Here is a 12,444-nt window from a genome sequence, read left to right on the forward strand (position 1 = left end):
CCCATTCACCTGCTTTGAGACCGCCCCTCTTCCGCCATCATCGCCGCCAAGGCCCGAACGATGGGCTGCCCCGCCAGATCCAACACCTCGCGGGTGTAGCGTCGCCTCCAATTGGGATGCTCATCGATGGTGGCGGGCATGTTGGCCTGTTCCTCCTGACCGAACAGATCCTCGAACTGGACCACGGTCATCAGGCTCGGCGTGCGGGCGAGAAAGCGGTGTACGGCGAGGATCATATCGCCCGAAGGTTTGTTGTCGTCATCTTCCAGGGCGCCGGTCAGGCAGCTCTCGCGCAGCAGGGCCTCGGCCAGCTTGACCCGATCCAGCTGACGCGCTTCAACGGCTTCCACCTCGGCTTCGGCGGATGGATAGAGCTTTAGCTCTCGCCGCCGTTCCAAATCGCGGCTAATCCAGAATCCCGCCAGGGTCGCTTGATCATGGGTGGCCGGCGCCGCCAGGGCAAAGGGCGGATAGTCGGCGGGCGCCTTGTAGTCCCGGTCTTTGGTGCGCTCCCGGTGCAGCACCCGAAATGACAGGGCCTGCTTATCCATGATGCGCTCGCGGAATCCCTCGGGAATAGTCCCCAGGTCTTCGGCCACAACGGCGCAGTGGTTCCGGTGACTTTCCAAGGCGATGATCCCCATCAGATCGTCCATGGGGTAGCTGACGTAGCCGCCTTCCTTCGCCGTGCCGCCCAAGGGCACCCAGAATTGACGCAGCAGTTGGAAGGCATGGTCAATGCGAATCACCGAGGCATGGCGCATGACCGCCCGCAACATGGCAGCAAACGGCGCATAGGCCGCCTCTGCCAGGGCCGTGGGCGAGAATGGGACCACGCCCCAATCCTGTCCCAGGGGGTTGCGCAGATCCGGCGGACAACCGACCGAAATTCCTTCCGGCACCCAGTCCTGATAGGCCCAGCAATCGGCGCCGTCCCGGTCAAACCCAACCGCCAGATCCGTATAGAGTCCCAAAGACAAACCCTTCGCCTTATCGGCGGCCAGCCCCAACTGCCGATCGGCCTCCCATTGCACATAAAGGTGGAATTCAATGCGGTCTTGGTTCTGCTCGGCGAAGCGGCGTACCTCCGGACTATCGGGACGGCGATAAGACGCCGACCAATTCTGCCAGGGAATCCATTCTCCGTCCTGGCCCAAGGCCATCTTTTCACGCAACGCCTCGAACAAGGCGAAAGTCTTGAGAAACGCCCCCTGCCCTTCGACAAAGGTCCTAAATTCCTTGGCGCGCGCGGATCCCTTGGATAAATGGTTACTGCGAAAGGCCTGATACAGGCGCTCCAGCACCGGCATCTTGCAGGCGCTGACGGCGCCATAGTCCAATTGCTCCGCCGCCCGCAAGATCACCAGGCGATCCTGGAAATCCGAGGCCGCGACCATCTTTTGAGCTCGTTCGTCTTCCGCCATGTCAGGCACGGCTTGCAAATCCAGGTAAAGACCGTTGAGCATGGCCCGGCTGTTGGGGGAATAAGGTGTGCAGCGGTCGGGTCGTTCCGGGAACAGGGCATGCAATGGATTAAGTCCCACGAAAGACGCCCCCAGGTCTTTGGATGTCTCGACCAAATCCGCCAAGTCTGTGAAATCTCCCAGTCCCCAATTGCGGTCCGATCGATGGCCATAGAGTTGCACCGAAAAACCCCAGGAACGCTCTTCCTTCTCCAAACACGGAGGCAGGTAGCAGGCACGAGGCACCATGATCAGCGCCATGGCGGCCCCAGGCACCCTATCCAGGATCACCTGGTGATAACCGGGATTTCGTGGCGGGGCAAAGGCGATCCGGCAGCGGACCAAGACCTTTCCATCCCATTCCCGTGTCTCGAAAGGCTCGGGATTTACGGTAACCGTTTGCTCCGCCCCATCTTCTTCCCGGATGGTCAGAATAAGCGGGTCATGGCGGCCCTCGGGCAGGACAACCTCGATGGACAAGGACGAGGCTCCCACCGGCGCGACCATCACCGGCGCCAGCGGCCGACGCCAGGCGCGTTGCTCCAATTCCAGCAAGGAAGTATCCGGGTCTCGGGGATTCGCGCCCAAGGCCCGAATCAAGTGGGCCGCCGTAGACGGTGGCAGATCGACACGATGCCCCCCGGCATGGCGATAGCCAGGCCAGATTTCCAGAGCTTCGGTCAATTGGTCGAACGTGGACTTGGACATGGCCGGGCTCCATGAAAATGTGGCCGGCAGGAGATCGTACGGATCGATCTTTGGTGGGCGGTGACGGGTTCGAACCGCCGACCCTCTCGGTGTAAACGAGATGCTCTTCCAGCTGAGCTAACCGCCCATGACCGTTTTCCCAGATTCCGGCGTGAGATGCAATGGGTTAGAGTGTATCCAGCATCAAACATGTCATCCAAACGCGATGATGCCGACCACGGACCCCGTGATCGGCATCACTATTCGCTATGTCAGCCGGAATTAACCGTTGACGGCGTCCTTCAGGCTCTTGCCAGCCTTAAACTTCGGCTGCTTGGACGCGGGAATCTGGATCTTTTCACCGGTGCGGGGATTGCGGCCTTCGCTGGCGGCGCGAGCCGCGACGCTGAAGGTACCGAAACCGACCAACCGGACTTCCTGACCGCCCTGAAGAGAAGACGTGATGGCACCAAAAACCGAATCAACGGCTTTGCCGGCATCGGCTTTGGACAGACCAGTGCTGCTTGCGACAGCCGCCACGAGATCGTTTTTATTCACTTGAGGCCCCCTTACAAAAGATGTTTGCAATTATTACTCACGCTGAATGTTCACTTGGTGAGACGCCCGGAGTGTAAAGGGCTCTTTGCCGCTCCGTCAATCGGTGAACGGCGGATTTCCCCAGTTTTTTGCGCTTTTTCGACCTTTTTCTTCTTGGCAACGGCACCCTTATGGGAAATCACCCCGCCCCGGATTCTCCAGTAGGGGTAGAAGTGGCACTTCAAACTCGGTTCCACACGAAAAAGGGGCACCCGCATCAGCGGCGCGCCCCTTCAGATCCGAGGATGCAAGAGAATCAGTGGGTGGTCAATTCGCCGCGCTTTGTATCTCCATCCTTGGACGGAACAGCATCCATGGCGGCTTCGTCTGCTTCGGTCCATTCGATGGGAGTCAAAGGAGAGACCAAGGCGTTTTCCAGCACCTCATCGACCATGGATACCGCGATGATCTCCATCCCCTTTTTTACGTTGTCGGGGATTTCGGCAAGATCCTTTTCATTGTCCTTGGGGATCAGCACCTTCTTGATGCCGCCACGCAAGGCTGCCAAGAGCTTCTCTTTCAAGCCGCCGATGGGCAGAATCCGACCGCGCAGCGTGACCTCGCCTGTCATGGCCACATCCTTGCGGACCGCGGTACCGGTGAGCACGGAAACAATAGAAGTCACCATGCCGACACCGGCGGACGGACCATCTTTCGGGGTCGCGCCCTCGGGCACATGCACATGGATATCGCGACGGTCATAGAGGCTCGGCTTGACACCGAAGCGCACGGAGTTGGATTGCACATAGGAGCGCGCCGCCTGAATGGATTCCTGCATCACGTCGCCGAGTTTACCGGTGATGGTCATCTTGCCCTTGCCGGGAACCATGACCGCTTCGATGTTCAGCAGCTCGCCGCCCACCTCGGTCCAAGCCAATCCTGTAACCACGCCGACCAGATCGTCTTCCTCGATCTCGCCATACCTGTACTTACGCACACCGGAGTACTTTTCCAGGTTCTTCGGCGTCATGCGAATACGCTTCAGGCCGCGCATGAGGATATCCTTGGTGCCCTTGCGGCAGAGATTGGCGATCTCGCGCTCCAAATTCCGCACCCCGGCTTCGCGGGTGTAATAGCGGATGATGTCGCGCAGGGTGTCATCGGTGATCGACCATTCGCCCTTTTTCAAGCCGTTGGCTTCCATCTGCTTCTTGATCAGATGACGCTTGGCGATTTCCACCTTCTCATCCTCGGTGTAGCCGGACAGGCGGATGATCTCCATGCGATCAAGCAAGGGCTGCGGCATATTGAGAGTGTTGGCCGTGGTCACGAACATCACGTCGGACAAGTCGTAATCGACTTCCAGGTAATGATCGTTGAAGTTGGAGTTCTGCTCGGGATCCAGAACCTCCAACAGCGCCGAGGACGGATCACCGCGCCAATCGGAGCCCAGCTTGTCCACTTCGTCCAATAGGAACAGCGGATTGGAACTCTTGGCCTTTTTCATGCTCTGAATGATTTTGCCCGGCATGGAGCCGATATAGGTCCGCCGATGGCCGCGGATTTCGGACTCGTCTCGAACACCGCCCAGGCTCATGCGGACAAAGTTCCGTCCGGTGGCGCGGGCGATGGACTTGCCCAACGAGGTCTTGCCGACACCCGGAGGGCCGACCAAGCACAGAATCGGACCTTTCATCTTTACCGTCCGCTGCTGCACGGCGAGGTACTCCAAGATCCGTTCCTTGACCTTCTGCAAGCCGTAATGATCCTTGTCCAGAATCCGCTTGGCTTCCTTGATGTCCTTTTTTACCCGGCTGCGCTTCTTCCAAGGAATGGACAGCATCCAGTCGAGATAGTTGCGCACCACGGTGGCTTCCGCCGACATGGGGCTCATGTGGCGCAGCTTTTTCATTTCGGCCTGGGCTTTTTCCAGCGCTTCCTTGGAAAGCTTGGTCTTTTGGATTTTTTCTTCCAGCTCGGCGATCTCTTCCTTGGCATCATCGGATTCACCAAGTTCCTTCTGAATCGCCTTGAGCTGTTCGTTCAGATAGTACTCGCGCTGGGTCTTCTCCATCTGGCGCTTGACCCGGTTGCGGATCTTCTTTTCCACCTGCAGCACGCCGATCTCGGATTCCATATGGGCAAAGACCTGTTCCAGACGCTCGGCGACGGTGCCCAGTTCCAACAGTTCCTGCTTTTCGGAAATCTTCAGGGCCAAGTGCGAGGCCACCGTATCGGCCAGCTTGCCCACATCGTCGATCTGATTGATGGAAACCAGCACCTCCGGCGGGATCTTCTTGTTGAGCTTAATGTAATGCTCGAACTGGGTCACCACCGAGCGGGACAGGGCTTCGGTTTCATCGTCGAATTCCACTTCTTCAACCCGTGAACGGGCTTCGGCCTGAAAGAAGTCCTCGTTGTCGGTATACCGCAGCACTTCGGCGCGCTCGCCACCTTCCACCAGGACCTTGACCGTCCCATCGGGCAGCTTCAGCAATTGCAGCACCGTGGCTACCGTGCCAACGGTGAAGATATCGTCAGGAGATGGATCATCCTCGGCGGCATTCTTCTGAGTCACCAGCAAGATTTGCTTGTCGTCCTTCATCACGTCTTCGAGCGCGCGCACGGACTTCTCGCGGCCGACAAACAGAGGCACGATCATATGCGGAAATACGACAATGTCGCGAAGCGGTAAAACGGGATAAATCACACCTGAATCAGTCACTGGACCTTATTCCTTTCATCCGGGCGGCGGAAAAGAACCCCCGACCCGCTTTGAAATGTATCTCTTACAAGGAAATGGCGTTATCGCCCGGCGGCTTCAAGCCCGCACCCATGGAAAAACCCGCTCAAGCGCTGGTTTCGACCTCGTCTTGCCGGTCTGCATAGATGTACAGAGGCTTGGCGGCGGAATCGACCACTTCCCGGTTGACCATGATCTCTTCGACCCCTTCGAGCGACGGCAGATCGAACATGGTGTCGAGCAGGATGGATTCCATGATCGAGCGCAGGCCTCGGGCCCCGGTTTTGCGTTCAATGGCCTTTTCGGCAATGCTGTTCAAGGCATCATCGGAGAACGCCAGACTGGTGTCTTCCATCTCGAACAGGCGCTGATACTGCTTGACCAAGGCGTTCTTGGGCTGGGTCAGGATGAGCTTCAGCGCATCCATGTCCAGGTCTTCAAGGGTTGCCAGGACCGGCAGGCGTCCGACAAATTCCGGAATCAGGCCGAACTTGAGCAGATCTTCCGGCTCCACTTCGCCCAGGACTTCGCCGGTCTTGCGGTCATCAGGCGAGCGCACGTCGGCGCCAAAGCCGATGGAGGACCCCTGCCCTCGGGAAGAAATGATCTTGTCGAGGCCGGAGAACGCGCCACCGCAGATGAACAAGATGTTGGTGGTATCCACCTGCAGAAATTCTTGCTGTGGATGCTTGCGGCCGCCTTGGGGCGGCACACTGGCGACGGTGCCTTCCATGATCTTCAGCAAGGCCTGTTGCACGCCCTCGCCCGATACGTCGCGGGTGATGGACGGATTGTCGGACTTACGGGAGATCTTGTCCACCTCGTCGATATAGACGATGCCACGCTGCGCCTGTTCGACGTTATAGTCGGCGGCCTGTAGCAGCTTGAGGATAATGTTCTCCACGTCCTCGCCGACGTAACCGGCTTCGGTCAGCGTAGTGGCGTCGGCCATGGTAAAGGGAACGTCCAGGATTCGCGCCAGGGTTTGCGCCAGCAGGGTCTTGCCGCAGCCCGTGGGCCCGATCAGCAGAATGTTGGATTTGGCCAATTCCACATCATTGCTCTTGGAGCCGTGGTTGAGGCGCTTGTAGTGGTTATGGACAGCCACTGACAGCACTCGCTTGGCGCGCGCCTGGCCGATCACATAATCATTCAAAACATCGAAGATATCCTGAGGCGTCGGCACCCCTTCGCTGGACTTCACGAGGCTCGACTTGTTCTCCTCGCGGATGATGTCCATGCAGAGCTCGACGCATTCGTCGCAAATGAACACCGTCGGCCCGGCGATGAGCTTGCGCACTTCGTGCTGGCTCTTGCCGCAGAACGAGCAATAGAGGGTATTCTTGGAATCGGTGCCGTTGGTGGACTTGGACATGGAATCTCCGGGTTCGGAAGCTTAGATGCATGTTAGCCGTTGTGCCGGACCGGATACAACGCAAAAAATCAGGCCGGTCCCGCCATTTCCGGGCAGTTCCCGGCACAAAGGCCGAAAACCACTCCAAAGATAGGGTTCATTCGGGCTAATTACAGCCCCCATCAGCAAAAAATCAGGACTCTCCGTCCTCGTCCTCTTCGCTCACCGGACGCTGGTCGACCACTTCGTCGATAAGGCCGAAGGTTTTGGCATCCTCGGCGGTCATGAAGTTGTCGCGGTCCATCGCATTCTCGATGGTTTCCAGGGTCTGCCCGGTATGGGCCACATAGATATTGTTCAGCCGCTCGCGCAGAGCCAAGATCTCACGGGCCTGGATCTCGATATCCGCCGCCTGGCCCTGGAACCCGCCAGAGGGCTGGTGGATCATGATCCGGGCGTTGGGCAGCGCATAGCGTTTTTCCGGCGCGCCCGCTGCCATCAGCAACGAGCCCATGGAAGCGGCCTGACCGATACAGACCGTCGACACGGACGGCCTGATGTACTGCATGGTGTCATAGATCGCCAGACCCGAGGTCACCACGCCACCCGGCGAGTTGATGTAAAAGGAGATATCCTTCTTGGGATTCTCGGATTCGAGAAACAGTAACTGCGCACAAATCAGCGAAGCCACATCGTCATGCACGGTGCCGGTGAGGAAGATGATGCGTTCCTTCAGCAACCGCGAATAGATGTCATAAGCCCGCTCGCCCCGGTTCGTGGATTCCACGACCATGGGAACGAGGGAATTCATATAAGTCTCAATGGGGTCGCTCATGAAACACACTCCTTGTCGGCCCGTTTGACCCTATCCAGCTGGATCAGGATTCCGGAGCTTCCTCTGTTGCTGCCTCTTTCTTGGCCGCTTTCTTTTTCGGCGCGGCCTTTTTCTTCGCCGGCTTGGCCTCGGCCTTCGGCGCGTCCTCTTCGTCGGGATCGCGCATCAGTTCCTCGATGGATACCGGCTTGTCGGTGACCTTGGCCAGTTCGATCACGTAGTCACAGACCTTGTCCTCGAAGATCGGCGCCTTGATCTGTTCCATCATCTGGGGGTTCTGGCGATAGAAGTCCATCACCATCTTTTCCTGCCCCGGATAGCGGCTGGCCTCGCTCATCAACGCCTTGTTCACGTCATCGGGAGTGACCTCGATGTTGTTCAGGCGACCAACTTCGGCCAGCAACAGGCCCAAGCGCACACGACGTTCCGCGATCTCACGGTGCTCGTCGGTAACTTCAGGCTCCGGCGCTTCCTCACCTTCGGCGGGCGGCTCGACGCCTTCGGCGGCATTGGCTTCATCCTGCAAGGACTTGGCGACGGCTTTGGCCTCGGCTTCCAGCATGCCCGCCGGAACCTCGAAACTGTGGCCATCGGCCAGGGCGTCCAGCAAGGTCCGCTTCAGCTTGGCGCGGGAATAGTTACCATATTCCTTGCCCTGCTCGTCCCGAATGGCCTGCTTCAGCTCGTCCAGTGTTTCCTTGCCCGCCTTCTTGGCCAGTTCGTCGTCGATGGCCGCCGGAGCGGTCTCGCGGATTTCCTTGACCACGACGGAGAAAACGACCTCTTTTCCGGCCAAGTTCTCGGCACCGTAATCCTCGGGGAAGGTCACGTTGACGTCTTTCTCCTCACCGGCCTTGGAGCCGATCAGTTGATCCTCGAAACCCGGGATAAAGGTCCCGGAGCCGAGCTCCAGGTTATAGTCCTCGGCCTTGCCGCCGGGGAATTCCTCGCCGTCCAAACGCCCGGTGAAATCGATGACCAGAACGTCATCCTTTTTCGCCTTGCGGGCCTTGCTCTTGACGGGCTGGGATTCCTTATAGGCTTCCGACAGGCGCTCCAAAGCGCTGTCCACTTCGCCCTCGTCGATATCGGCCACCATTCGCTCAAGGCTCAAGGAGGCGAAATCCATGGGTTCGAACTCGGGAAACAGCTCGACGGCCATGGTGTATTCCAGGTCCTTGCCCTCGTCGAAGCTGACGATTTCGATCTGCGGCTGCATGACCGGGCGCAGTTCATTGTCGGTCATGGTCTTTTGCGAGCTCTCGTTGACCGTTTCCTCCAAGACCTCGCCCATGACGGACTTGCCGAACCGCTGCTTGAGCAGGGACACGGGCACTTTGCCCGGACGGAATCCCGGCAGCGACATGGTTTTGGCCGCGTCCTTGAGGCGCGCGGTGACTTTTTGGTCCAATTCGGAGGCGGGAACGACGATCTTGTATTCCCGCTTCAGGCCCTCAGAGAGGGTTTCAGTTGCCTGCATCGAAATCTCTATGTTTTTTGGTTGATACGAAAATCTGTCTCACGGTCGCGGCGCTCAAAGGCGGCACGCGGATGTCTTGTTTATCCTAGTCTGCCGGTTATTCCCACTCCGACATCCCCTTCACTAGGGGCTGGACTGGTGCGGGCGGAGGGACTCGAACCCCCATGACTTTCGTCACGTGGACCTAAACCACGCGCGTCTACCAGTTTCGCCACGCCCGCCGGTCCGGGGAGGCACAATCTATACGAACCGCCGTCCCTGTCAACGACCGAGAACAGGCCATGGTTCCGCTCCCACGCGGAGAGCGTGACAAGGGGGTTATCATCGCCCCCCGATTGGGGCTATATAAACAGGAGCCCGTCGAACCCCGTTTTTTTTCACGGCGGCGCGTTCATTCCTCCAAGGGAGTTGGATTTCAATGCTCGACCAGTCCGAAACCTTGGCCGAAAGCATATGCACCGAACGCATGGCATTCATCGGCCTGGATGAGAGTTCCAAAGAAAACCTGCGTGAATTCAAGCCGGTGATGGAATTCCACATTGATGTGATTCTTGAGGAATTCTACAAGCATGTCTACCAATGGCCGGAACTGGCGGCCCTCTTCAAGACCTCCGAAAGCCAAAAGGCGGCCCAAAGCGGCCAGCGTGCCCACTGGGTCGGAAACATCTTCGAAGGCAAGTTCGGCGAAGACTATCTCCGCGAGGTGGTTGCCATCAGTCATGCCCATGAACGGGTCGGTCTGGATTTCCGTTGGCATATCGGCGGCTATTGCCGGATCCTCAACGAACTCACGGCCATCGCCGTGCGCACTTACCGCAAAAAGCCGGAAAAGCTGATCGGGGTGTTGCAGGCCATCAATAAGGCCGTGATGCTGGATCTGGATTTGCCCATATCGGTCTATATTGATTCCACTCGCCGGAACTTCGATACCACCTTGTCGGATCACGGGGACCGCTTCGAACAGAATGTCCACGGCATGGTCCAGGTGGTTGCCTCGGCCTCGACGGAACTTCAGGCCACCGCTCAGGCGATGGAAAGCACCGCCGTCCGAACTTCGGAGCGGGCCACGGCGGTCGCTGCCGCCGCCGAAGAAGCGGCCACCAATGTGCAGACCGTCGCCGCCGCCGCCGAGCAGCTTTCGGGGTCCATCGGTGAAATAAGCCAGCAGGTCGCCCAATCCACCCACATTGCCAGCAACGCGGTGATGGAAGCCGAGCGCACCAACGAGCAGGTCAGCGGCTTGGCCAGCGCGGCGCAGAAGATCGGCGAGGTGGTCGATCTGATCAACGACATCGCCAGCCAGACCAACCTGTTGGCGCTGAACGCCACCATCGAGGCGGCACGGGCCGGAGAAGCGGGCAAAGGATTTGCTGTTGTCGCCTCCGAGGTCAAAAACCTGGCCAGCCAGACAGCCAAAGCCACCGACGAGATCGCGCGGCAGATTTCAGAAATTCAAGCCGCCACCCGAGAAGCCGTTGGAGCCATTCAGGGGATCGGCAGCACGATCAGTGAAATCAACGATATCAGCGCTTCTATTGCAGCATCGGTTGAACAACAGGGGGCCGCAACCCAAGAGATTGCCCGCAACGTCGAACAGGCCTCGGCAGGCACCAACGAGGTGACATCCCATATTGTTGAAGTCACGGCGGCCGCCGACGAAACCGGCCATTCGGCAGGCGAGGTTCTTGCCGCTTCCCGCGAACTCTCTTCGCAAGCGGAATCTCTTACCATCGAAGTTCGTGACTTCCTGGACGAATTGCGGCAATTCTAAAGAGTAGCCAGGACACCGGCTGCGGCCAGCGGCAAATCCTCGGCAATCAATCCGGGACCGATCTTTCCCGCGGCGTTGCCGTGAATCCAGGTCCCGGCGCAGGCCGCTTCGAAAGCGGGCATTCCCTGGGCCAACAGACCGGCAATGATTCCGGCCAATACATCCCCGCTTCCTCCGGTCGCCAAGGCAGGCATGCCGGCTGTACAGATCACCGCCCGTCCGTCCGGCGCGGCGACCACCGTATCCGCCCCTTTCAAGAGCACCACGGCACCACATTCCTCGGCAGCCGCCCTTGTCCGAGACAGCTTGTCCCCCTTATGCGCAAACAAGCGAGCAAACTCCCCTTCATGGGGGGTGAGCACCATATCGGGCCGTAATTGGTCGAACAGATCCCGGGGGGCATCAGCGAAGCTGCTCAGCGCGTCGGCATCCAGAACCAGGGGGCGCCCGCTGGACAGCGCCATGCGGACATCGATGCGGGTCTTGTCCCCCAGGCCCGCCCCTGGCCCCAAGAGACCCGCCGTGATCCGTGACTCATCGAAGCATTCGGCCAAGGCCTCCGCATCGGCACAGCTGCGCACCAGCGGTCCCGGCGCATCCCCCATGTAAGGAAACAGCATGGATGGGGGTACCGCCAAGGTCACCAATCCGGTTCCACAGCGGCGCGCGGCAGCGGCGGCCAACCGCGCCGCGCCGGTCATGCGCCCTCCGCCCCGAATGAGCAAATGGCCTTGGCTGTATTTGTGGCTGGTCGGCCCAGGCCTGGGTAGAACCTGTGACCAGAGCTTCGGCCCGTTACACCATTGATCGGGCGAAATAGGTGTCAGCACCGACCCCGGAATGCCGATATCCGCCACGGTGAGGGCCCCCCGGTATTGACGCCCCGGTTCCAGCAGGTGCCCTGGCTTGGGGCGAAAGAAGGTCACCGTGGCAAGACAGCGGGGCGCACATCCCAATACAGAACCGCTGTCGCCATGAATTCCGCTTGGAACATCCACCGCCACGCAGGGCAGTTCCCGTCGGTTGAGTTCTTCAATGGTTGCCGCTGTCCCGCCCTCCAGCGGGCGGGCCAGCCCGGCGCCGAACAGGGCATCCACCACCAGCGCGCCCCGATTGAGAACTTCTGGAGATAATGGGATGCAAGGCCCCTTCCAACGCGCCGCATTGGCCGCCGCATCCCCTTTCAGACGTGCCCGGTCGCCCAACAGGGCCACCGTCACCGGCCAGCCGCGCCGCTCCAACAGCCGCGCCACCACGAATCCATCGCCGCCGTTGTTGCCGGGACCGGCCAGGACCACCACGGGCCGAGGCGACCATGCCCCGCGAATGACCCGTTCGATGGCAAGCCCCGCTGCTTCCATCAATCGCAGACCGGGGATGCCGGATTGCATGGCCAGCCGGTCGGCCTCGTACATCTGTGCGACAGTCAGGATTTCGGTCATTGCATGAGCCCTCTCTCCACCCTCGTTCCCATGGGACCACAGGCTCGGGAGTCTGGCAACGGCGGACATCTTCTCTCCGGGCCCCAAGGCGTGTAGACTGCCCGACAGATCCCGCCACTGCATGGGCTTTCC

8 protein-coding genes and 2 tRNA genes are annotated in these 12,444 nt (G+C 59.4%); 1 reads left to right on the top strand and 9 read right to left on the bottom strand.

Annotated features, from left to right (window positions below):
• Window positions 1-5: 5 nt before the first annotated feature.
• From malQ to MGMAQ_RS09560, 8 genes are all read right to left on the bottom strand, one after another.
• A complete protein-coding gene (malQ, locus tag MGMAQ_RS20100) occupies window positions 6-2,171 on the bottom strand; it encodes a 4-alpha-glucanotransferase (RefSeq protein WP_046023169.1) in 2,166 nt (721 codons plus the stop codon).
• A gap of 51 nt (window positions 2,172-2,222) precedes the next feature.
• Window positions 2,223-2,298, bottom strand: a tRNA-Val gene (locus tag MGMAQ_RS09525).
• A 134-nt stretch (window positions 2,299-2,432) separates the two neighbouring features.
• On the bottom strand, window positions 2,433-2,738 hold the full coding sequence (locus MGMAQ_RS09530) for an HU family DNA-binding protein (protein WP_256379954.1): 306 nt from the start codon (window positions 2,736-2,738) through the stop codon (window positions 2,433-2,435).
• 265 nt (window positions 2,739-3,003) lie between these two features.
• Window positions 3,004-5,412: an endopeptidase La gene (gene lon, locus MGMAQ_RS09540; RefSeq protein WP_046021363.1), complete on the bottom strand. Its 2,409-nt coding sequence runs from the start codon at window positions 5,410-5,412 to the stop codon at window positions 3,004-3,006.
• Between the two features lie 124 nt (window positions 5,413-5,536).
• A complete protein-coding gene (gene clpX / locus MGMAQ_RS09545) occupies window positions 5,537-6,805 on the bottom strand; it encodes an ATP-dependent Clp protease ATP-binding subunit ClpX (protein ID WP_046021364.1) in 1,269 nt (422 codons plus the stop codon).
• Between the two features lie 172 nt (window positions 6,806-6,977).
• On the bottom strand, window positions 6,978-7,619 hold the full coding sequence (gene clpP / locus MGMAQ_RS09550; RefSeq protein WP_046021365.1) for an ATP-dependent Clp endopeptidase proteolytic subunit ClpP: 642 nt from the start codon (window positions 7,617-7,619) through the stop codon (window positions 6,978-6,980).
• 43 nt (window positions 7,620-7,662) lie between these two features.
• Window positions 7,663-9,099: a trigger factor gene (gene tig / locus MGMAQ_RS09555; RefSeq protein ID WP_046021366.1), complete on the bottom strand. Its 1,437-nt coding sequence runs from the start codon at window positions 9,097-9,099 to the stop codon at window positions 7,663-7,665.
• 136 nt (window positions 9,100-9,235) lie between these two features.
• Window positions 9,236-9,320 (bottom strand) — tRNA-Leu (locus MGMAQ_RS09560).
• Between the two features lie 197 nt (window positions 9,321-9,517).
• On the opposite strand from MGMAQ_RS09560, the gene MGMAQ_RS09565 reads away from it, so the two are divergent.
• Window positions 9,518-10,870, top strand: coding sequence for a globin-coupled sensor protein (locus MGMAQ_RS09565; protein ID WP_046021367.1), 1,353 nt, complete (start codon window positions 9,518-9,520; stop codon window positions 10,868-10,870).
• On the opposite strand, the gene MGMAQ_RS09570 is transcribed toward MGMAQ_RS09565, so the two are convergent.
• Complete coding sequence (locus MGMAQ_RS09570; protein WP_046021368.1) at window positions 10,867-12,312, bottom strand: bifunctional ADP-dependent NAD(P)H-hydrate dehydratase/NAD(P)H-hydrate epimerase; 1,446 nt, start codon at window positions 12,310-12,312, stop codon at window positions 10,867-10,869. The genes MGMAQ_RS09565 and MGMAQ_RS09570 overlap by 4 nt on opposite strands.
• Between the last annotated feature and the right edge of the window lie 132 nt (window positions 12,313-12,444).

Origin of the sequence: Magnetospira sp. QH-2 (genome assembly GCF_000968135.1) — a bacterium.
Taxonomy (GTDB): Bacteria; Pseudomonadota; Alphaproteobacteria; order Rhodospirillales; family Magnetospiraceae; genus Magnetospira.

What these genes read in the sequence shown, in the direction of transcription:
- clpP (WP_046021365.1), bottom strand. Translation starts at nt 7,619, where the DNA reads ATGAGCGACCCCATTGAGACTTATATGAATTCCCTCGTTCCCATGGTC.
- MGMAQ_RS09570 (WP_046021368.1), bottom strand. Translation starts at nt 12,312, where the DNA reads ATGACCGAAATCCTGACTGTCGCACAGATGTACGAGGCCGACCGGCTG.
- tig (WP_046021366.1), bottom strand. Translation starts at nt 9,099, where the DNA reads ATGCAGGCAACTGAAACCCTCTCTGAGGGCCTGAAGCGGGAATACAAG.
- MGMAQ_RS09565 (WP_046021367.1), top strand. Translation starts at nt 9,518, where the DNA reads ATGCTCGACCAGTCCGAAACCTTGGCCGAAAGCATATGCACCGAACGC.
- clpX (WP_046021364.1), bottom strand. Translation starts at nt 6,805, where the DNA reads ATGTCCAAGTCCACCAACGGCACCGATTCCAAGAATACCCTCTATTGC.
- malQ (WP_046023169.1), bottom strand. Translation starts at nt 2,171, where the DNA reads ATGTCCAAGTCCACGTTCGACCAATTGACCGAAGCTCTGGAAATCTGG.